Source organism: Candidatus Clostridium helianthi (assembly GCF_045310795.1).
GTDB classification, from domain to species: domain Bacteria; phylum Bacillota; class Clostridia; order Clostridiales; family Clostridiaceae; genus Clostridium; species Clostridium helianthi.
The window spans coordinates 26,923-47,898 of sequence record NZ_JBJIAB010000009.1 but is presented as its reverse complement, the minus strand read 5'-3'; the positions used below and the strand labels follow the sequence as shown (position 1 = coordinate 47,898).

Here is a 20,976-nt window from a genome sequence, read left to right as displayed (position 1 = left end):
TTATCACTCTCTTTCCTTGTACTTATATCCAATTCCCCAAATTGTTTTAATAAAATCATATTCAGGACCAAGTTTCTTACGGATATTTTTTATATGAACCGTTACAGTATTTAATTCTCCGTATTCGTCTCCCCAGACATATTCATATATCCGCTCACGAGTCAATACATTATTGGGGTTATGCATGAGCATGGACAATATTTGAAATTCCTTTGTTGATAAGTTAAGCTTTTTGTTATTTAGAAATGCTTCAAAAGTCTTATCATTCAAAATGAGAGGAGAATCAATCTTTTCTCTATTTGGACTAAGTTCATTCCACTCTTTAAACAGCCTGTCGACTTTCCTGAAGTTGGCCCTTATCCTGGAATTAAGCTCCTGAATACTAAAGGGCTTTGTCATATAATCATCTGCACCTATTTCGAGCCCAACGATTTTATCAATATCCTTATCCCGGGCGCTTAAAAACAGAATTGGAGCATTATAAGATTTTCTGATGCTTCTGCAGACATCAAGGCCATCCATATCAGGCATCATTATATCAAGAATGATGAAATCAATATTATTTTCTTTCAATACACATAAGGCTTCTTTCCCAGAATATGCCGAAATCGTTTCAAATCCTTCATAGCTTAAACTCTTTGTTATAAGTTTTACTATATCTTTATCGTCATCTATAACTAATATCTTTTTTTGCACTTTTGCACCTCCAATCTGCTTCAATAAACGTTCTCTTCCACAGGCCTTCCACACAATACTATCTCATTTATAATTATCAAGGATGATAAATTTAATGCCTTTTCAGGAGTAGTATTTAACGAAAGTGAAATCTCATTATGATTATCTGCTCTTGTTATAATTGTTCCAATTGATTTACGAATGTCATTTTTCTCATTTGAATCAGCATAATTCCACCATAATATATTGACATAAACACCAATAAATACAATGACTAATACAGTTAATGAGCCGAGGATTACTTATATATATTCCAGGGATTTTCAAATAAAGTACCATGGTACCCTATATAAAAAGTATAGCACTCTTTTTTTAATATTCAATTAGATACTTATTTTATTTCATGGTTTCAAAAAAGTATTAAATTTTTAAGTAAAAAAATATAACATCATAGAAAGATGTTATAACAAACTAATTCTTAAATTAACTTTTGCTTGTTGGGCCAATCTAAAAGTTGGAAATTCTATATAAATATTCCTATGGTTTTGTGTTCTGTTCCAAATAATTGTATTGCTTGTATATGCAATATATATAAACTTCACATAAAATAAAGCACCTATATTTTCTATAGATGCTTTTATAACCTACGATTTCTGGATTCGATTAACTCATTTTCTATTCAGTATACATTATTCTGTAAATATTAGTATTTAAGCAATTTTATCAGTTCTATTTTTAATTGTGACTTATTATTTTCTATAATTAGTGCAATCTACTGCACCATCATTGCACCATTGACTTAATATTTATCTTATCATAAATATACTAAAAACCTGCAGCCTATTCATTCAATTAACTGCAGGTTTTTTATGGTACTCCCAGCGGGAGCAATTATTTATGTTTTAGCAAATCTTATAATTTTCCATAATGTTATGCAAAGTATTGATTTAACTAAGTTATAGTTGATAAAAATGGTTCATTAAATTATGTAGATTTAACCTCTAGATTAGAAAATGGTCATCTTATGGTCATCCTATACATTATCATGTCCTCTTCCTTTTTTACGTTCTATTTCTATCAACGTACTAACTCTATTTAAAAACTTTTCTTTTGATTTCTTGTGTTTATCCTCAGTTGAAAAAAATAAATCGCCATACTCTTTTATAAATGTCTCCCATATTATACTGTCATCTCCTGTATTCTGCATACCCAAAATTTCACACATCATTTCATTGCCAATACTTTTATGTAAATCAAGATAAGTTTGAGCTGCCATTTTACCGCATAACTCACCCATTTTTCTCTCCGCATAACTAATATTAGGTATTATCACTGTTACGCCTATTTTTCCTTTACTTATTTTCCTTTCCATATCTAATAATTCTGATTTATCTTCTTCTAATATTATTTCAATATTATTATTATTCAACTTATGTCCTTCAATCCTAGAATTATAGCACTCTATTCCATAATCCTTTAAGATGCCTATGCATTGATCTATTTGTATATTTATTGCTTCATCTTTTTTATTTTGCTTCTTAAATTTTAATTCGATAGTCTTATATATTGAGTTATCAAAATAAAACTTATCCTCATATCTATCTAATACCGAATTGGAATTATATATTATCTTTAATTCATAAATCTTGCTTGCATCAATTTTTTCTTTATGTAGTACAATAAATTTTCTAAATTCATCTTGTACCTTTATATCAAAGATATGAGTATTCTTAATAGTTAGCTGCATGAAATTCTCAACTCCTAACAAATTTAGATTTATAATTCTCTTGCTAATTATTGTCTCCAAATTTGTTCAGTTTCAACAGCAATAATATTGAAACTTCTATTAACCTATATATGTATATTCATAATTTATTTTAGGATCAATATAAAAAAGGAGAATTTTATTCATCCCAATTCAATCTCCTATTTTTAACTGATATAAGATATCTTCTATATATCTAAACTTCTCCAAATACCTTATTTAAATATTCCTGAAAATATTCTTCATCTTCTTCACTTATCCAATAATTCATCATCAATACTTCTATATATTGTTTTTTACCTTTAATAAATGGCTTATTAGAAATCTTAGGATATAGTAAATCTAAGTTAAATAAATTGCTTTTCTTTTTATAATCATATTCATATTTCAATTCATCATTATAAGAATTCTGAACTCTCTTTTTGTGTGATCTAGGCCATTTATCTTCCTCAAAAAGGAAATCACTCATGTAATCATATACAAAAGCTACTATATTGACACCGTAAATTTCTTTTGTATCCATTATCCATTTTGACATTTTATCAGAGAAATTTGGAATGTCAATTTCTTTATTGCTAATTACTCTATGATAATCTTTAATAAATGAAAATAACATTTCTGTCTCATTTTTTAAATATGGATACTTTTTTACTAACTTTGAATAACAATCGTATGATTCCTTTCTGAATTCTGCATCTGTACTACACAATAAGAAAAACTCATTCTTTTCAATTATATGCTTGATAATAATATTCATATTATTATCGTGCTTATCAAAAATATCAATTAGCCATTCCTGAACTTCTTTATTGTAAGCACTCACACATATTTACGGAACTTTTCAATTTTTTTATTATCAAGCACAGTTCTTTCATCTATTTTATTAATTTCAAGATAATTATTATAATATTCAAATATGTAATCTATACAGCTCTTTATGTTCTCAATTTTCTTATCTTTATTAAATTCATTTAAGTTATCTTCTTTTTTTCTTTTTGCAATATATTCTTCAACAGTAAACATATAAACACTCCATAATTATATTTGACTAAATTAACTCCTAATTTCTTTTACATAACACCTAATATAACTTACATTATTCTATACTTTAATCAATTTCCCTTTATTCCAAATCCAACCTATATGTCCTATTTGATAATTTTTTTCAGAATTTGATTTTTGTATATTTTCAAAGCTTTTGGCTAGAATGATAAATAATTAAATATTTAAGGAGGAGTACTATTATGGTATTAATCTATTTAGGACTAATACTAATTACTTTAGTCATTGTGTCAAAGTAATTAGACTATAGGATAAGAAATTATCCTATAGCCAATCCTAAGTTAGAAATAAAATATAATTAACTCCATAATAGTCTTAAATAGAAAAAGGCACAGACTTAGATATTAAATTCTAAGTCTGTGCCTTATGTACCGTTTTGCGGTACATTTACTACCAATTTTATAACTGTATGATGAAAAATCCCTCACATTTCCATAAATGTTCTTTTTAAACTATGTGTTTGTATAGCTTAAATCTTAATTGGAGTACTGAACAAAATATACATAACTATAATTAATAAAAAGGTATAGGCAGCCTGTACCTTTTTATTATTCAATTAAACTTAATTCTTATCATTAAATTTACTACTCCACCTGGAACTGATATTACACTTTTTACATATTTCATACACTTCTCGACCAAAATGTTTTCTAGTCTTTTCTAAGTTATTACTTCGAACGCTCCTAACTCTATTACGAGCCCAACATTTAAAATAAATCTTATCATCATCTTCCAATAAAACTATATTATTTTTATTGGAATAACAATGTGAATTAATTTTAATATCTGTTAACTTTAATTGTTTTATTTCTTCTAACATTCTATTACATAATATCTTTGTTTTAAAATCGCTATTTTTATATATTGTTTTTAAAATTTCATAATTAGCTTTCGGAAAATAATTATCTAATTGTCCCTTAGTATTTATTCTAATACTAAAACCCGTATTATAATCTTCTGCTGCCAGTAGTATTGCATTTATTTTGTTCATATAAATACATTTAAAATTAACATTGTTGTATTTAACTGTAAAAATTATTACATTTGCGCTACTCTCTTTACACAAATTACCCAAATGGTCTAACTCTTTTAAAATATTGACTTTTGCCATAAAGCAGGCCTCCTATTATCTTTTATTAAGTTATAAATAAAATTCCTGCTTATAATAAATAAAACTAACTGTCTATATTATAGTTTTTTCTATCTCTATTTCAATTTTTAATCCTAATTTTCAAACCTTTTAATAAGTTTTTTTTAATTCTTTCTTGTATACCAAATCGACACCATATAAGAAAGCGTTTCAGAAATTGCTTTTTTTAATATCTTACTTAATTCTAATTCTTTAACTTCTAAATTCCGATTTTAGAGCAATATTGACTATATTATCGTATAATTTACTATTTTATAAGATAAAGTGCCTATTTACTGCAATTCATATGAATAGAGGTGAGAAATGCTCGAGCATGATCTGGGGCCATACCTATAAGAAAAGCGTTTTTTGAATCGCTTTTTCTTCACATCTTAACAGAATTGCTAATTAAAAAGTCGTAAGTCTAGCCATTTAAATAATTCAAATTGAATCAAGTTTATATACTTCCTAATCCTTCTCCGACCTCTTCCAAATCTAACTTTAATCCGTACTTGCTTGAACTTAAATTCAAAGTAACATTATATTTAGTCATCGGGCTTAATTTCATATGCTCTAATTCCTTACTTGTAATTTGAAAATTATCTCCACTTGATAAATCTAATATGGATAGTAATATATAATCCGAGTTATCTTTTGTCTTTTTTGCCTCTACCTTGGTAACTAATGCCATTGTATTTATTCTCATAATATAATCTCTCCTTTTTTAATTAAATCAAAATAACTAACTGTTCCTATATGCTTACCTTTATAATCCCTATATCCGATTCCATAGCTATTGCTAAATTCTATATCATATTCGCTATATTTCTTCAAAATATCTTCTATATTGTCAGTAGTATATACCTTTTCCTGAAGAGGCTTATTTAATGTTTTTCTGCTATATCCATAAACTCTATAACCCTCTAAGTCTAAATCTTCTAAACTCTTCACTATATAGGTTGCTACGTATAAAGCAATATTAGTATTATCCTCTTGCTTCAGTGATCTAATATCTACCCAACCATGGTTCCAGTATTTCTTCTGAAAATTCTGCTCTAGTTTTTTATGTTGATCCGACTTTTTTTCATTGCTGCTACTAAGCTTTATTTTAATTGGGATATTCGCTAATAAATGATAATGAAGCCTATTGTGTAATTCTCCATATTCCAATACCCAAAGATACTTAACCCCTGGATAATGCCTACGCAATTTATTGAAGAAATTATTTAAACTTGCCTTACTTTCCTTATAATCCTGTTCTTCAGCAAATGTAAGAGTAATGAATGTCTGCATATCCGGATTACATTTAATAAGCCTTATAATGTTATTCCTAGCATCAGTTAAATTTCTAACTCTATCTTTTATGGATTGTTTTTCTTTAGAATCATCCTCTGCAGCTTCGATATTATCTAGTTCGTCCACTAGTTTGTCTATTAATTTGTGTCCTTCATCAATTTTAGATTCATTGACTACATAATTATTAATCTTATATATTTCTATTCTATCTCCACTTTGAATGATTTTAAGGTTGTACACCGCTTTCACCTTATCTGATTGCTTTTGTTATGTGATAAGTGTATGAATTATCCCTCTACTAACAAGTTAATAAAATTAAGCCAAAAACCACAAAAGAATGATAATATACTTAAGCATTATAAACACTCCTTTTTATTGCTATCTTACCGCACATTATGCAAACCTAAAGGCTTACATAATGTGCTTGGAACATACAATCCTAATCCAAAAAACATAATTTATGGTCTTTTACATCTCCCCACTCGCAACACGCACCTCACCCTCGCCCTCTTGTCGAAGCGAGCTTCTCCCGGGCGAGAGACGAGGGTGAGGGCGAGTTGCTTCGGACATTGGTGGTACGCTCGTAAACTCCCTGAACTTAGTTTTTTCCTTAGCCCATAATGTTCTGTAAGTTAATTTTTCTCTCCTCCTGCTGCTAACGCCTTCCAGTAAAAATTTAAGACTTTGTTTAAATTTCCACTTCCAGTTGTTGAACCAGTTATATAGTATAGGTATAACCTTTATATAGACCGTCGCTAAGACAATAAAACTCTCTAGGTAATAAATTGCCTTCCGGTACAGTAACCCCTAGAAATGCCCTATATGAACTTTCCTCCACGCATCTAAAGCATATTCTTATATTGAAGAGGTTCTTAAATTTAACACTTTCTTTTACCATGTCTTGAGCCATACAAATAAGATAAATATTGTAGTGCCTTGCCGCCTTTAGTAAATTACCTATAACTTTGTTTATATCCTTGTTATCTGCCAATAAATTCAGTTCATCTATTACCAAATATAAAGGCCTATCTCTTACATATGGATGTTGTAGCAATGAATTGAGGAATAATAATATATTTTCATCTCCATTGATACGTCTTGCTCTTACGCTCTTAAAATCATTCCTGAATACATTTAAAAGAACAATATCGGCTCCAACTAAATTATTCAAAGCAACTTCTACCATTTTACTTTTACCGCTAAGAGATAACCCCACAATGCCTATATGTGCCATTTTTAGCATATCCACCGTAAGTAATTCACCTGTATCTTTATAACCTAACAATAATGTTGTTTGAGGTAATAATACTCTCTTGTGTTCTAATCCTGTTACTTTATCAATAACTACATCAATTATTGCCCTGCCCTTAATATTCTTAATATCAATTCCATCAGCTCTAAACAACTGTTTTAAATAATCTTGATGTTTTTCTATTTCTTCAAATCCACATACTCCACTAATATCTAAAGTTGTTCTAAATCCGTAATCAAATAATTGCACATTTTTAACTTTTGCTTTATTCGTACTGGATTTATTCATTAGTTCCTTTTCCTCTATGAATTTCTTGAATTTATGTTTTATTTTTTGCTCTTCCCATGTGTTTAAATAGTTATAAGCATAAGTACCTAAAATAGCTAATCCTAATTCAGTAATCATTTTTCTTTTTCCTTTGAATTTGGTTTAATGATCCTGTTAAACCTAATGCTATTACACCTAGATAAATTATGAACCCTTCAAATGCTCCAAGATCAAATGCACTTCCCAACTTGTAACAATAACTAAATAACAAATTAAATAATTTAATATCTAATCCAAACATGTATCATCATCCTTTATCTTAATATTAACTGGCGTTAATTTGTTGTGGCAGAATAGCCAATTAGAGAAATGATAAGCAATATCTCTTTTCTCATTGCTATGTTATATATGTATTCAAATAATCTTAAAAAGTTTCCAATTATTTAAAAATAATTCTAAAAATAATAGAAATTAGATATAAAAAAATGATGACTATTATTCTAGCCACCATATATCTTCTACTTTTTTATTTAGTTTTTTTGCTACTTCTAACATTTTTATACTGCTTGGCAATGCCGAGCCACTTTCCCATACATAGTAAGTCTTTATATTTACCTTTAATCTCTCAGCAAAATCTTTTGGATCTTCCGCATATTCTCTCATTCTTATTTCTTTAAGTTTATTTTTTACCCCCACAATACCACCTCTATATAATTGTAAAATAATTACATACAATTATCAATAAATAAAATATAATAACTTATATTCTTGATACATAATCTTGAATATTCTAAAAATAATATAAATGTCCAAATTAAAATATACAAAAAGAGATAGCAATTACTCAGTCTCCCAGCCATCTCTTTTATATATTTTCTGCTATTTTTTCTTACTATTTTCACCAGGAATATCTACTGGTTTCGTATTAAATGTGATTTCTTTATTATGTGTTTCCAATTCCACGGTAACTCATAACTTTTTATGTGTTCAAATTTTTTTATCTCAACCGAACCATCTGCTGCAGTCTCAATTATCATTCTATCATCACCAACAGTAATATGAGGACCAACATAGGGATGTGCAATCACCTCAAATTGGATTCTATATACACTTACCCTTTTAACATTTACTATATCAACACTATATGGAGCAATTGTCGGAGACTCTGTTAAATACTCCTTATAATAATTATTAATTTCTTTTTGTATATATGGAATAAGTAACGAAAGAACTATATCTCTATAAATAATTTCTTTTGAATCATCTGTTATTGAAGATTGTTGTTTTATAGCTGCTGCATATGCATAAAATGGACATATAAATGATGTTACTACAATTGAAATACTTATTGCAAACACAATTTTTTTCAAGAGTATCACCTCCAAAGAACTTATATAAATAGTATTTCTTATCGCTGGATTTATATAAAAACATTTATATAATTTAATTATTTTAATATGCTTTTTTCACTATATGTTGCCAATTCCATGGCAATTGATAACTTTGAAGATGTTCAAATTTAATAACTTTGAAATATCCATCCACTCCCGTTTCAATTATTATTCTGTCATCTCCAACATAATTGTAAGGTCCGACGAATGGACGAACTATAAGTTCTGATTTAATTAGATATCCACCTTCACTTTCTCTTTTAATGTTTACTATATCAACGCTATCTGGAAAAACTGTTGGCATTTCAGTTAAATATTTTTGATAGTAATTGTTCACTTCTGTTTGTATGTACGGAATAAATAAGCAAATAATTAAATCTTCATATATCCTCTCTTTTGAATTTTCATCCAATTTATATATTTCTTCTTTGGATGGTTGTTTTGTGTCTAAAGCAAAAGATTTATCTATATAAAAGATACCTGATAAACATAATACAAAAATTAATGTTAATGTTATTTTTTTCACTCTAGCTTCACACTCCATTATGTTTTTAATTAGTCTATGCAAAATAATCACCTTTACTCTAATTACTTTAATTATTCTAACTATTTTTATAGTAATTTAAGTTATATTTATATAGAAAAGTAGCAGGTAAAATACTATAAGTAATATTTAATTATCTACACTATATTCTCTACATATTCTGTATATGCAAAAATTCATTTTTGGAATCTTTCGTGTACTAATGGGGACATGTGGTCTAAGATAACGCTTTTGATTAAATTTTACATAGTAAGGGGAGAATATAAATTCAAATCTTTTTATTCTTCCTCTTCTAGTTTTTTATATTTCATCCATTATTAGAATTACGGCATTAAAAAAATCGCAAATTCAATCTTTCTTGAATAATACGATTTTAGAATTCATTGATTCATTTCAATATAATATTATCTTGCTTTCTTTGATTAAAAACACATGTTTTCCCGTAAGTTCCAAAACACTTGTTACATGAAACACATTTTGGTGACTTCTCATTTGTCTCCACCCATATATTTATCAAGTTAGGTTCACATATTAACGGTCTACCTAATCCAAAGTAAGAAATATTTGAATTTTTCAGAATGTCCTCCATTACTTCAATATGTCTATTTCCTCCTGTAAGAATAATTGGAACAGAAATTTCGTTCGCCAATTGTATCGCATGATCTTTAAAATAGGACTCTTTTTCTTTTGAGCCCGCTATTTTTGTTCTCACACTTCCTAAATTTTTAGCAATAACATTCGGTGATGACGAATTAGCACCACTAACCTCTATAGCATCAATCCCCACTTCCGCCAACATCCTACAAACAGTAATACTTTCTTCTTTGGTTAATCCATCTTCCATAAAATCTTCAGAATTTATTTTAATAAGTATAGGAAAATCTGGTCCGACTTCTTTTCTAATTTCAGTATAGACTTCTAAGATAATTCTTGCCCTATTTTCAATGCTTCCGCCATATTCATCTGTACGATTATTATAGTGAGGACAAAGAAATTGACTTAGTAAATAACCATGTGCCGCATGAAGCTCTACTCCGTCAAATCCAGCTGCCTTAGCGCGAGCAGCAGCTTTTGTATATGAATCAATTAGATATTTAATGTCTGTTTTAGTCATTTCTGTTGGTACAATTCCACTACTTTCCTCTTTTATAGCGGAAGGTCCCCATATTTTTGAACTCAAATGAGGTGAGTGACTATGTGAACCACCATAGGCAATTTGCATAACAACATTGCTATCATATTTATGAATAATGTCGGTAAGCCTTTTATATTCTAATATGAAGCTATCATCATAAATAGCCATCGCCCCTTGATCTGGAACCTCATCTTTTTCAATACGTGTTATTCCTGTAAAGATTGTACCAACACCTCCTTTAGCAAGTTCTTTATACACACTAAACAGTTCATCAGTAATATGTCCATTATCATCAGCTAAGCCTTCTCCTATGGCTGCTCTAAAAAACCGGTTTTTTAATTTCATTCCATTTACTGTGGTTATATCAAATAAATTCTTCATTTATAATTTTTCCTTCTTTCTTGTACTATTTATTTTTTTATTATATGATGATATGAGAAAAAGCAAAAGTATGCACTTTTTCGGTAGATACTATCAAAAAGGAGAGTGTAATATGATTCACAATGAAGAACTGGGTAGTAAACCGTTTGATTATGCGATGTCTTTAATCCAAGGTAAGTGGAAAATGCATATTCTATTTTTTCTTTCGAGAAAAAATATTCTACGATATACAGAATTAAAAAAGTCTCTTGGAAGTGTAACACATAAAATGTTAAGCAATCAATTAAAAGAATTAGAAAAAGATGGGCTTATCATTCGCAAGGAATACCCACAAATTCCTCCAAAAGTTGAATACAGTTTATCTGAAAAAGGTTTATCTCTTATTCCTATAATGAAATTACTCTGCAAATGGGGAGATGAGCACATGTCTATTAAAAATGATATCGAAGTTTAAGTCACATGAATATTACTATTCTAAACCAGTTGCAATACAAATTGTAAACATCACATTATTCAGTTTTCAAAGAACATATTTTTTTATTTACTGCGTCAAATCTACAAGTGGTGTTAATAACTAAAATATAATATTAATTAATCCCAAGAGATAGCTTTACTGTCATTCACCTGATTTTTGCTATCTCTATTTTTACGCAAAAAAATAAGGGTAATAAAGATTTCTCTCTACTACCCTACAGGACTTAATTCTAAATAATTATCTTGGGAGTCTAACGCTATCTACTATCGCTGTTAGCTTTGTGTGTAATATTATAATAACATAATTTCATAAATTATACAATACTATTTTTATCTGATTTATAGGAATTGTTATACTAAAACAAAAAGTAGATTGAGTATTTCTACCTAATCTACCTTCAACTTACTGGCTATTCGCTTATACAATATCAATTATCCTTATTCCTGTTCATTTTCTATCTCCTCTAATACTTCTAAGCATACTCTATAATATATCTTTTCATTCTTTTCTCTTCTAAAAGTCTTTCCATTAATCAACATAAATATGAAAACACCCACAACTAATGATACAAAAAATCCTATTATACTGAATGTCATATTTTGACTTGTTTTCATTTCCTGTTGAAATAATGTACCAATAACTCCAGTGCTAATACCTAGAAACATATTTAAAATAGCTTTTATATCTTCGTCCAAATTCCAACCAATCTTTATTTTTAAATAAATTCTCTCTAAATATAAAATTAAATTCATTATTTTTTATCTTTTGTATGTATTCCTTTTTTATTATTTCATATATATTTTCGACTTCAATATTCTCACTTTTAAATTTTTTATATTTATTATGTATGCCAAGAAAACTTTCATTCTTAAATATATGTCTTCCTTTCATCCTTATCGCTCCCGCTATAAGAAATTGTAATATTATTCTAAACATTTGCAGATATTTTCAAATTTATTATAAATAAAAAAGTAAGCAGTAGCTGGATCTCTACTAGCCACCGCTTACTTTTTTATAACCTTTACTCAATAATTTTCTTTAATATTTTACTTTTTTGCTCTAAGAATTGTCGTTCTACTAAAAGTTTTTTTAAGTTATTAAATACCACTTTTTCAAAATCATCAATTTTATAAAACTCATTAAACTCTCTAAAAATCTCCTTAAAATATCTCGGATCAGTAGTAATTTTCCTATACCTACTAAATGGTCCATCAGATTCAAACAACATTCTGTCATGAGGAATATTCTTTAGTATTTCTTTTCCCTTTTGAGATTCTAACATTGACGGGTTTATAGAAAAGTAATAACCATTATCTACAATATCCTTAATAGTTTTCAAATTTCCTGAATACCAATGAAAAACAGCATATTTTATCTTGTATTTTTTTAATTTTTCCAACACAATACCTTCAGCTTTTTTAGAATGGATAGTCATGATTTTAGCTTCATTACTTACTTTACTACATATATAATCAAAAACCTGTATTTGTGTATCAATGTTATGGGTATATTTTTTACTGCCATCTATCCCTACTTCTCCAATATAATTCGTACTATCAAAATATTTATTAAATATATCTTTATTAAAGTCATAATAATCTACCATTTCTGGATGATATCCTAATCCTAATCTAATATATTTAAATCCATTATATTTAGGTAAATGCGCTTCATAAATTTCCGGTAAATTAGTAACGAATAATGAATATATTTGTTTTTTTTCATAAATGTTGATTATTTCCTGTGGATTTTTATAGAAATCCATATGAACATGAAAATCAATATAGTTCATTATTTGTTAAAACCTCTCTTTCTATAATGGATATTTTGAATAAAACGTATCAACTTCCTCGCTAAATATATCTAACATTTTCTTTGTCAATTCTAGATAATTTTTCTCTTTATAATATTTTGAGCGTAAGTCTAATTCATTAAATATGCTTCCATCCTTAATTTTTTCATTAAATACACGAAAATATTCATTTGATGATTTAAATTCAGATTTAAATGATAAATCACAATTTTCCAAATTTGTACCATATGGAGCATTATATTGGACATCATATTTTTCATTTCCATATGCAGCCATAGATATTTTTCTTAGTATACATGGAATACAAAATCCACAATGCCCACTCTTAATTTTAATTTTACGATTATGCCTAGCAATACCACATGTATTTGTAAATTTTATATCCTCTTTGAACTGATCTGACAGACCATTGATTATTTGTCCTTTTGTCTTAAATAGAAAAGGATGTTTTATTCTCATATTCAAATTTAAATTTGATAACAGCTGATTTACTAGATATAGAGTTTTAGGATGAGTTGTTTTGGTTGTTTTTCTTGAATCCAATTCAGGATTTAATGATAAAACCCCATTTTCATATAACAAAATCTCATTAACATTATACATTGAAGCCGTAGCACATGCTAACGCAAAAAATAGCAGTGATCTTGTTCTTTGAGTATGTTCTTCCTTTTTTATATTTAATGTATTGAAACGCTTTGATATCCCTTTATATTTTTGATTTAATATGCTATGTATATCATTAAGTCCTTTTGTTTCAAATTTATTAATTTTATAACCGCAATACAATGATTGTAATTTATTTTCAACATTCACAAATGAACCGCAAAACGAATCTAATCCTCCCGAAAGTAATGTTACATTATCAAATTCTGGAGATGTGATGAATGATTTCACATAAAATTTAGGTAATTTCGAATCACATTTAACGAAATCAATATTCCACTTATCTCCAGATAGAAAATTACCTATTTTCCCCAATAGTACTTTTTGACTGCTCCATGTATGTATATTAGTTACAGGAACAATAACATTTATGTTCCGTGGCTCATCTTTAGAGTTAACTTTGTTTCTTACATCTTCTATGAATATTTTAGCTGCTACATCTATAAAGTCCAAAAAAATTTCATCATTTATATTCTCTAAGCCATTTCCATTCAATAATATTTGAGATGGTAAAAAGCTGTCACCAATCAATAAGTCTTCGCTAATGTATTTATTGGGATTACTCAAAATTATTATCCTTAATATTTTCGTTTAATTTACTAACTTTTTCAATAATAACAGCTAAATCTATCTTTTTTTCTATATAATCCTTGATTGGCTTAGACATATATTCTTCTATAGTATCATTAGCAAATTTTTTTACTCTATCTCTGAAGTCTTTCGTGTGAATATCATCATAAATTTCTATTAATGCTTCATTTATATTTTCCATTATTAATGAATACAATAAATTACACATAAACTTTTTTAAGAAGGCTTCACTATTCAATAAATTATTCAGTATAATTTCAGCCATAGTCGCTTTAAATGCTGCTAAAATCAGCCCATTTTCTATCTCTTGATTTTCTTCAACTTTGTCTAAAATAGCTTCAATAATTTGTTCCGTTTTAATCTTGTCTTTTATAATGCTTTCTTCTAAATTAATGTCATATTCAATGCCATAATCCTTTCCAAACTTTCCAGAACTTAAAGCTGATATTCCAGACATTCCTCCGGTAACAAGATTTCCAAAATCTTTATCACCAAAGTACTTTTTTGCTTTTTTCATTCTAATAGTTTCATTAATTACTTTAGGTAATGTATCATCTAATTCGCCTTTTGAATCAGAAATTATCTTCTTTATTTTTTGTTGTATCTTTCTAGTAGATGATCCCACTTTTTCCCCTCCCATATTTTCAAATTTAGAATTTCTAAACAGGTTTAAATATTCTACATATTTCATTAAATTCCTTTTATTTCTTATACTTTAAATATATACAACAAAAATAAACTCTACATTTCAATTTCATATGAAAAATTAGAGAACATATGATGATAACACAGAGAAATTAATCTCAATACTGCCCTCAACAAAATCACTTTATATCATAGAATAACTATCTAGTGTTTCTTTTAATTTACTCATAGGCAAGTTTTGAGTTTCAATCCAAATTATTTTACCGTCTAATTAGAGTAAAACAAGTGATTTTAATTTTTCTTTAATTTCTTCTACTGAATAATATTTCTTAGGATTATCTGCATCTCTTAATACATATCCTACATGATATAAAAATTCTATTGTATAAAAAGATGCCTTGTCATAAATTGGACTTATTAGCTTACGTTTAGTCTTTGCATTACACAATACAACTCCCAGTTGATTAAATGTTATATACTTATGCTCTTTCTCCATTATATTCACACATTTACTCTTGTTCTTCTGCCAGTTCTGTACATAATCCTTCAATGCTAATAGTAAACATTGGCTCTTTTCTTTCGAGATTATATTTATAAAAATCTTGATTAGTCTGTTGTACCTGAGCAATTGATTTTAAAATTGATTCCCACATTGTTTCATCTATATCTGCATTACAATGAGGACACGAATCTATTTTATTTAACCCTACCCAATAGATATTAAAATCCTTTCCACAACTATGGCAATGTATTTTGGCTTTTGTATTAATCATCTTATTTTTCATTATTAACACCTTCCCTTTAAATTTATTTAATATCAGTTCTTCGTCTGTATGAACTTTTTAATATCATATCTATTAATGCTGTAGCAGTATCCGGAGCATCATCATGCTCATTTTTCCCTTGCAATGTATATCCAGTTAAGTTATCCATAAACTTTCCATATTGACTGTTGTACGTATAATCCGAACGAAAATACATATGTTCTTTAATTTGTCCACTCGATAATAACATTCTAGTCTCTTTATTGGCTGTAGTAAATACTGGATCCAAACGTACATAAAAACCTTTCTCTCTGCATTTGTTTTTTAAGCTTCTACAGTACATTTCACCTGCTCCATTACTTTCTATTCTGCATTTATTAGGCCTATATTTATCAAGCATTGCTATTGTTAAAGGTTCTGTCTTTTCAACCGGTTCCTGAGTAAATATACAATCAATAATATAAACTTTTCTATCTATAATTGAACCAATAAGCATACAATAGAAGTCTTCACCCTTATCTGCTAAATCAATTGCCGCTATAATGCCATCACTATTCCTATCTTTAATATCCGCCATTGTGAATCTATTAAGTTCCTCTATAGGGAATAATAATCCCTCTGCTGGTTTCGGATTTTGTTGATACATGGATTCAAATACATAGGAATTTTGCTTTTTAATTGATAGCAATCTTTTAAGACTATGTTTGCTTTCCCATAATGCTGTCCCTTCTTCTCTTGGGTCATCTTCTGTTGGTGGTCCTATTTTAATAGCAGGGAATATAACAACATACCATTCTTCAGATTCTCTTTTTAATATTGTTCCTGCTAAGTCTTCCTGGTGCCATCTGGTTAAGGTTATAAGCTGCTGACTATCATTATGTAGACGAGTTTTAAATACTGTATCATACCAATCTTGCACATTTTGTCTTATTGTTGGACTCCATGCATCCGCTGCATCTTTATAAGGATCATCTATTATTCCTATATCAACAGGTCTACCGGTTAATCCACCACCAACACCAACAGTTATAAAACTTCCTCTATGATTAATAACTTCAAATTCTTCTGAGTTTCTTAACCAATTATTCTCACCTCTAAAGCCTTTCCCTGTTAGCCTAGTATCTAAATAAACTCGTTTATATTCTTCGCTGTCTATTATTCTTTGTACATCTCTATTAAATTTACTAGCAAAACTATGATTGTAAGATGCTAATGCTATCCTTAGCTCAGGATTATCTCCTAAGAGTTTTGCTGGTAATCTTCTGCTGCATAATTCTGATTTGCCATGCTGAGGTGGCATAAATACCATTAAGTTTTTAATCTCACCTCTAGAAAACTTATCAAGTGCATTAGCATATCTTCTATGATGGTCACTTATTTCATAATTAGAGAAAGTCCATTTAGTAAAGTCAATTAGGTTCCCCCTTGCTTTATCTATTTGTTCTAATTTTAAAAGTTCTTCTAACTCTAATAATTCATTATCTGTAAGCATAGCATCACCTATTCATTTTCATTTAATTTCTTTTTAAGTTCATCTATACGTCTTTGTCTTTCTTCTGGAGTGATTGTTATCATATTTATATTAGTTTCTCCTGTATGCTCTATCTCCTGTTTATCTCTCCATTCAGATGGTTTTCTATTCTTTAACCAGAATATTTGCGCTGTAGTATCTGGTTGTACTTCTTTTTCAACCTGTTTAGTTATTATTAGTTCTCCGGTCTTTTCATCTACCTCTCGAGTGTTTTCTATATATTTATAGCCTAATGCCCTCTTAAGTAATGCATTTTCTACTTCAATATCTATTATCTCTTTACCCTTTTTCAATGCCTCTGAAAACTCTGGATACAATTTTTTATATTCATAAAGTGTATCTGGGTTTATTCCTAAATTATGTGCAATTTGTTCATTGGTTAATCCATTTCTTGCCCATCCTTCAACTAATATTAATTTACCTTTTACGAATTCCTCGTATTTTGATTTAGCCATATTTTATAATCACCACCTCTAACTTGCAACAGATGGAATTACTCCACCTTCTTGAGTAATTGTTTGAAAATTTATATACCAATCATTTCCTCTTGTATCACCTTGATACGTCATAGCTATAACACGATAGATTCCATCTTTATCAAGGGATCTAAATAAAGTCTGAGAATTATTTGTATTAGAATTTGTATCATTAGTTACACTTGGTAATTCTCCACCATCCGCATCTATAAGTGGCCTTGGTCTACCTATAACATAGTCACCATAAATAGGTCCATAAGATACTTGTTCATCACCTGCTTTATTAGCTGTTCTTGCTGCATATATATCGTTGTTACCGCCATATATAGCTACATGATAACACTTACCATCTCCGTTAAACCAAAATACAATATCTCCAGCTATAGCTGCTTGAAGATCTATATTATATAACCCTTGCGCTTTTACTTGTTGCCATTGGTTTGTTGTTATATCTAATATGTCTAATCCTGCTACTCCATAACAGTGCTTTACAAACAAGGAACAATCATAATATGTTATTCCTCCTATTGTTTGACCTCTTGTTTCTTCACTATATCTAACATTTGGATCATCGCATATTCTTTTAGCTTCTGCAATAATTGCTTGCCTTGTACTGTTTACACTTGGCATATTCTCACTGTTATCAGTACTGATTGTTGAAGCACTTGGTGCAGAATTGTTGCTGTTAATTTCAATCTGCTTAGCTCTAACCAAACTATTATTTATATGAATAAGGCTATTAAGCTTAATTTGAGGATTCAATAAGCATTGTCCTGTTAATCCATAATCTGTTTGTGAAGGTACTCCTATGAGGCCAGAACTTGGATTCAATTCGAATATCTCGCCATCTGGTAGCTCATCCATGCTTACTAGATTTAATACACCATTATCCATATAAAAATGTAAGTCATAACTTTCAGCTATCTGTTGTATATAATCGCTTATTTTCCCAAACATAACTTTTCCTCTTGTTAATGTTCGTCCCTTCAACTTATCAGAAATACTTCCAAGTGGAATTGGTATACTCGCATTGCTGGCTATATGTTCAATTATATCTCTTGCAGTTTGTCCTCTAGCTATAGAATAATTAGCGATTTCAAAGTTTATAGCCCTATCTGAATCTAATGCTACTATTGTTAATTTATAGGTATTACCATTCTCTTTTTCTCGAATTGTCTGAAGAATATCACCATCAAATATTAATCCGAATTGAGAACCTTCATAACCTGCTTCTACTGTTACTCTAACTCCAGACATCATAATCTTATTCTCAGTAACTGCATTTAAATTATAAATAGTAATAGCACTTGAATTAGGTTGCATTAATATAGTTTTTTCTATATTGAATGTGCAATGTAAATCTGAAACATCTAAGGCATTACCAGAATTATCAACAACTGTTATCCTGTATCTTCTTCCAAAAAAGATATCTCCTTTTTTCTCACTATTGGCGACAACTTGATAATTGGTTGCTTCAATGGTTAATTGTTCAGAATTACTATTGGCACTATCACCTATTGTTCCTGTAAATTGACTGTAATACTTATTTGCCCAAGTTATTCTATTGCTTAAATTTGCTAATTGTGCGTTTGCTCTTTCAAAACATACACAAAACGCTTCTGCCAATCTATCTACACTTCCACTACCTGCCATGAATTCACTATGCGAAAGATACTTATTGTTTTCGTGCCATTGGTATTCAGCTCCAGTTGCACTTGTATTTTCTCCTGTTAATTCTGACCAAAAAAATTCTAATTGATGTATTAAGTCAGTTCCATATGCCTTAAGTTGTATTTTTCTATCATACGACCATTGCATTAACCCAAATCCATCCCCACCTACTTCAACTTCATCGGGATTGAACTCACTTTCTTGTTGAATGTTCCCCATTATTGCGGCTGTACTATTCTCTGATACTCCTTTTGATCTTAAATATTTCCATACAGTTTCTTGTATACTCATGCTCTTATCCCTCCCTCCTTGTTGTTTGTTGATTCCATTGCTTTCTTTTCCCAATATCTTTCTTGGGCTGCTCTAACTTTATCTTTATTTCTTTTTCTCCACTCCCTCATATACTCTCTTTTTGTCTGTCTGACTTTTTCATCCATTTTTTAATCCTCCTTGATTCAAATTTACAAAATAAAAAGGCCACGGTAATAAATAGGTTCAGTACTTTTGGTCTGTAACCTAAATATTTCCCGCAGCCATTAAATTCTTAATGCTTTCCATCATATGATGGGGTACTTAAATATTTATTTTTATCTTTATATCTATTATAACATAATCTAACTACATAATTAACTCTTTATATTAGAATTCTCTTCATATAACTTAATATATTTATATAATGTACTTCTACCAATCCCTAGCATCTTTGCAAATGCTATTGCTGACATATCTCCGTAATCACCTGCTTTAAATTTCTTATATTCTTTTATAAAATCCTTTTGTAATTGTACTTTTGGCCTACCCAAAATCTTGCCTTTTGCTTTTGCAACTTCTAAACCTTGATTTATACGTTGAACTATCTTTTCACGCTCCTGCTGAGCCATATGTGCTTTTAATGTAATAAATATATCTGCTATCATATTATACAAACTCGAATCTTGTATCTTATCCCACTCGTTGAGATAAGGTGTATCTAGTGCAATAACTCTTATTCCATCAGCTTTGAGTGTTTTAAATTCAATTATAACATCGTCAGCATTTCTACCGAGTCGGTCAATATCAGTAATAATTAGTATATCATCTCTTCTTAATTTACTTTTTAGTTCATTAAACTTAGGCCTACGATCTGCTTGAATTGTTCCACTTATTCTCTCTTCAATTAAATTATCAAATTTAAATTTATTTGTTATTGCATACTGTTCTAGTGTTATTCGTTGTCTATCTGTTGTTTGTCTTTCCTTTTGTGTACTGATTCTCATATATCCAAATACCATATCATAAACCTTCTCTAACAATTTATTTATGATATTATTATATATGTCTATAAAAACACATTCAAATATCGTAGACATATCTTATAAATAATTATACCTATTTATCAGGATTCTTTCTCTCTTTTTCTTTATTTTTCTCTGTTTATTAAATCATATGATTTATAGACGCCATCTTTTCT

At 28.9% G+C, this 20,976-nt stretch carries 25 protein-coding genes; 1 reads left to right on the top strand and 24 read right to left on the bottom strand.

Features of this window, described 5'->3' with window-relative positions; translation table 11 throughout:
* Nucleotides 1–3 precede the first annotated feature (3 nt).
* From ACJDTP_RS09360 to ACJDTP_RS09300, 13 genes are all read right to left on the bottom strand, one after another.
* Entirely contained in the window at nt 4–696 is a 693-nt protein-coding gene (locus tag ACJDTP_RS09360) for a response regulator transcription factor (RefSeq protein ID WP_023974945.1), read from the bottom strand.
* Between the two features lie 1,012 nt (nt 697–1,708).
* The gene (locus ACJDTP_RS09355; protein ID WP_406761009.1) at nt 1,709–2,422 is read right to left on the bottom strand and encodes a hypothetical protein; all 714 of its coding nucleotides are present in this window, start codon (nt 2,420–2,422) and stop codon (nt 1,709–1,711) included.
* A gap of 214 nt (nt 2,423–2,636) precedes the next feature.
* Complete coding sequence (locus tag ACJDTP_RS09350) at nt 2,637–3,197, bottom strand: hypothetical protein (protein WP_406761008.1); 561 nt, start codon at nt 3,195–3,197, stop codon at nt 2,637–2,639.
* 62 nt (nt 3,198–3,259) lie between these two features.
* Complete coding sequence (locus ACJDTP_RS09345) at nt 3,260–3,463, bottom strand: hypothetical protein (RefSeq protein WP_406761007.1); 204 nt, start codon at nt 3,461–3,463, stop codon at nt 3,260–3,262.
* Between the two features lie 601 nt (nt 3,464–4,064).
* Complete coding sequence (locus tag ACJDTP_RS09340; RefSeq protein ID WP_264646459.1) at nt 4,065–4,613, bottom strand: hypothetical protein; 549 nt, start codon at nt 4,611–4,613, stop codon at nt 4,065–4,067.
* 475 nt (nt 4,614–5,088) lie between these two features.
* The gene (locus tag ACJDTP_RS09335; protein WP_168982669.1) at nt 5,089–5,337 is read right to left on the bottom strand and encodes a hypothetical protein; all 249 of its coding nucleotides are present in this window, start codon (nt 5,335–5,337) and stop codon (nt 5,089–5,091) included.
* Complete coding sequence (locus tag ACJDTP_RS09330; RefSeq protein ID WP_406761006.1) at nt 5,334–6,167, bottom strand: rolling circle replication-associated protein; 834 nt, start codon at nt 6,165–6,167, stop codon at nt 5,334–5,336. Before ACJDTP_RS09330 ends, ACJDTP_RS09335 begins: the two co-directional genes overlap by 4 nt.
* A gap of 478 nt (nt 6,168–6,645) precedes the next feature.
* Nucleotides 6,646–7,584: a hypothetical protein gene (locus ACJDTP_RS09325; RefSeq protein WP_406761005.1), complete on the bottom strand. Its 939-nt coding sequence runs from the start codon at nt 7,582–7,584 to the stop codon at nt 6,646–6,648.
* Nucleotides 7,574–7,747 carry a hypothetical protein gene (locus ACJDTP_RS09320; RefSeq protein WP_406761004.1) on the bottom strand — a complete coding sequence of 58 codons (174 nt, stop codon included), beginning with the start codon at nt 7,745–7,747 and terminating at the stop codon, nt 7,574–7,576. The genes ACJDTP_RS09325 and ACJDTP_RS09320 overlap by 11 nt, the downstream gene beginning before the upstream one ends.
* Nucleotides 7,748–7,941: 194 nt before the next feature.
* Complete coding sequence (locus tag ACJDTP_RS09315) at nt 7,942–8,142, bottom strand: helix-turn-helix transcriptional regulator (protein ID WP_406761003.1); 201 nt, start codon at nt 8,140–8,142, stop codon at nt 7,942–7,944.
* A gap of 215 nt (nt 8,143–8,357) precedes the next feature.
* A complete protein-coding gene (locus ACJDTP_RS09310; protein ID WP_406761002.1) occupies nt 8,358–8,816 on the bottom strand; it encodes a DUF3888 domain-containing protein in 459 nt (152 codons plus the stop codon).
* Nucleotides 8,817–8,898: 82 nt separating this feature from the next.
* Entirely contained in the window at nt 8,899–9,363 is a 465-nt protein-coding gene (locus tag ACJDTP_RS09305) for a DUF3888 domain-containing protein (RefSeq protein WP_406761001.1), read from the bottom strand.
* 406 nt (nt 9,364–9,769) lie between these two features.
* On the bottom strand, nt 9,770–10,897 hold the full coding sequence (locus tag ACJDTP_RS09300; RefSeq protein ID WP_406761000.1) for an NADH:flavin oxidoreductase: 1,128 nt from the start codon (nt 10,895–10,897) through the stop codon (nt 9,770–9,772).
* A gap of 112 nt (nt 10,898–11,009) precedes the next feature.
* Between ACJDTP_RS09300 and ACJDTP_RS09295 the strand changes: the two genes are divergently transcribed.
* Nucleotides 11,010–11,351: a winged helix-turn-helix transcriptional regulator gene (locus ACJDTP_RS09295; RefSeq protein ID WP_406760999.1), complete on the top strand. Its 342-nt coding sequence runs from the start codon at nt 11,010–11,012 to the stop codon at nt 11,349–11,351.
* Between the two features lie 458 nt (nt 11,352–11,809).
* Here ACJDTP_RS09295 and ACJDTP_RS09290 read toward each other — a convergent pair whose 3' ends face one another.
* The 11 genes from ACJDTP_RS09290 to ACJDTP_RS09240 form a co-directional block, all read right to left on the bottom strand.
* Nucleotides 11,810–12,124, bottom strand: coding sequence for a hypothetical protein (locus ACJDTP_RS09290; RefSeq protein ID WP_406760998.1), 315 nt, complete (start codon nt 12,122–12,124; stop codon nt 11,810–11,812).
* A gap of 269 nt (nt 12,125–12,393) precedes the next feature.
* Nucleotides 12,394–13,164, bottom strand: a complete 771-nt coding sequence (locus ACJDTP_RS09285; protein ID WP_406760997.1) for a TatD family hydrolase — start codon at nt 13,162–13,164, stop codon at nt 12,394–12,396.
* A gap of 21 nt (nt 13,165–13,185) precedes the next feature.
* Nucleotides 13,186–14,415, bottom strand: coding sequence for an FYVE zinc finger domain-containing protein (locus tag ACJDTP_RS09280; protein WP_406760996.1), 1,230 nt, complete (start codon nt 14,413–14,415; stop codon nt 13,186–13,188).
* Nucleotides 14,408–15,064 (bottom strand): hypothetical protein, encoded by a 657-nt coding sequence (locus ACJDTP_RS09275; RefSeq protein ID WP_406760995.1) that lies wholly within the window; start codon nt 15,062–15,064, stop codon nt 14,408–14,410. Before ACJDTP_RS09275 ends, ACJDTP_RS09280 begins: the two co-directional genes overlap by 8 nt.
* Nucleotides 15,065–15,355: 291 nt before the next feature.
* Nucleotides 15,356–15,580: a hypothetical protein gene (locus ACJDTP_RS09270; protein WP_406761053.1), complete on the bottom strand. Its 225-nt coding sequence runs from the start codon at nt 15,578–15,580 to the stop codon at nt 15,356–15,358.
* 13 nt (nt 15,581–15,593) lie between these two features.
* On the bottom strand, nt 15,594–15,869 hold the full coding sequence (locus tag ACJDTP_RS09265) for a hypothetical protein (protein ID WP_406760994.1): 276 nt from the start codon (nt 15,867–15,869) through the stop codon (nt 15,594–15,596).
* Nucleotides 15,870–15,891: 22 nt separating this feature from the next.
* Nucleotides 15,892–17,340: a phage terminase large subunit gene (terL, locus tag ACJDTP_RS09260; RefSeq protein ID WP_406760993.1), complete on the bottom strand. Its 1,449-nt coding sequence runs from the start codon at nt 17,338–17,340 to the stop codon at nt 15,892–15,894.
* An 8-nt stretch (nt 17,341–17,348) separates the two neighbouring features.
* On the bottom strand, nt 17,349–17,834 hold the full coding sequence (locus ACJDTP_RS09255) for a transposase (RefSeq protein WP_406760992.1): 486 nt from the start codon (nt 17,832–17,834) through the stop codon (nt 17,349–17,351).
* Between the two features lie 18 nt (nt 17,835–17,852).
* Nucleotides 17,853–19,817 carry a phage protein gene (locus ACJDTP_RS09250; protein WP_406760991.1) on the bottom strand — a complete coding sequence of 655 codons (1,965 nt, stop codon included), beginning with the start codon at nt 19,815–19,817 and terminating at the stop codon, nt 17,853–17,855.
* Nucleotides 19,814–19,963, bottom strand: a complete 150-nt coding sequence (locus ACJDTP_RS09245; RefSeq protein ID WP_406760990.1) for a hypothetical protein — start codon at nt 19,961–19,963, stop codon at nt 19,814–19,816. The genes ACJDTP_RS09250 and ACJDTP_RS09245 overlap by 4 nt, the downstream gene beginning before the upstream one ends.
* A 189-nt stretch (nt 19,964–20,152) precedes the next feature.
* The gene (locus ACJDTP_RS09240) at nt 20,153–20,797 is read right to left on the bottom strand and encodes a recombinase family protein (RefSeq protein WP_406760989.1); all 645 of its coding nucleotides are present in this window, start codon (nt 20,795–20,797) and stop codon (nt 20,153–20,155) included.
* Nucleotides 20,798–20,976: the final 179 nt, after the last annotated feature.

Coding starts and splice junctions, on each gene's coding strand:
- ACJDTP_RS09355 (WP_406761009.1), bottom strand. CDS start 2,422: ATGCAGCTAACTATTAAGAATACTCATATCTTTGATATAAAGGTACAA.
- ACJDTP_RS09350 (WP_406761008.1), bottom strand. CDS start 3,197: ATGAATATTATTATCAAGCATATAATTGAAAAGAATGAGTTTTTCTTA.
- ACJDTP_RS09345 (WP_406761007.1), bottom strand. CDS start 3,463: ATGTTTACTGTTGAAGAATATATTGCAAAAAGAAAAAAAGAAGATAAC.
- ACJDTP_RS09340 (WP_264646459.1), bottom strand. CDS start 4,613: ATGGCAAAAGTCAATATTTTAAAAGAGTTAGACCATTTGGGTAATTTG.
- ACJDTP_RS09335 (WP_168982669.1), bottom strand. CDS start 5,337: ATGAGAATAAATACAATGGCATTAGTTACCAAGGTAGAGGCAAAAAAG.
- ACJDTP_RS09325 (WP_406761005.1), bottom strand. CDS start 7,584: ATGATTACTGAATTAGGATTAGCTATTTTAGGTACTTATGCTTATAAC.
- ACJDTP_RS09320 (WP_406761004.1), bottom strand. CDS start 7,747: ATGTTTGGATTAGATATTAAATTATTTAATTTGTTATTTAGTTATTGT.
- ACJDTP_RS09300 (WP_406761000.1), bottom strand. CDS start 10,897: ATGAAGAATTTATTTGATATAACCACAGTAAATGGAATGAAATTAAAA.
- ACJDTP_RS09295 (WP_406760999.1), top strand. CDS start 11,010: ATGATTCACAATGAAGAACTGGGTAGTAAACCGTTTGATTATGCGATG.
- ACJDTP_RS09290 (WP_406760998.1), bottom strand. CDS start 12,124: ATGAATTTAATTTTATATTTAGAGAGAATTTATTTAAAAATAAAGATT.
- ACJDTP_RS09285 (WP_406760997.1), bottom strand. CDS start 13,164: ATGAACTATATTGATTTTCATGTTCATATGGATTTCTATAAAAATCCA.
- ACJDTP_RS09270 (WP_406761053.1), bottom strand. CDS start 15,580: ATGGAGAAAGAGCATAAGTATATAACATTTAATCAACTGGGAGTTGTA.
- ACJDTP_RS09265 (WP_406760994.1), bottom strand. CDS start 15,869: ATGAAAAATAAGATGATTAATACAAAAGCCAAAATACATTGCCATAGT.
- terL (WP_406760993.1), bottom strand. CDS start 17,340: ATGCTTACAGATAATGAATTATTAGAGTTAGAAGAACTTTTAAAATTA.
- ACJDTP_RS09255 (WP_406760992.1), bottom strand. CDS start 17,834: ATGGCTAAATCAAAATACGAGGAATTCGTAAAAGGTAAATTAATATTA.
- ACJDTP_RS09250 (WP_406760991.1), bottom strand. CDS start 19,817: ATGAGTATACAAGAAACTGTATGGAAATATTTAAGATCAAAAGGAGTA.
- ACJDTP_RS09245 (WP_406760990.1), bottom strand. CDS start 19,963: ATGGATGAAAAAGTCAGACAGACAAAAAGAGAGTATATGAGGGAGTGG.
- ACJDTP_RS09240 (WP_406760989.1), bottom strand. CDS start 20,797: ATGGTATTTGGATATATGAGAATCAGTACACAAAAGGAAAGACAAACA.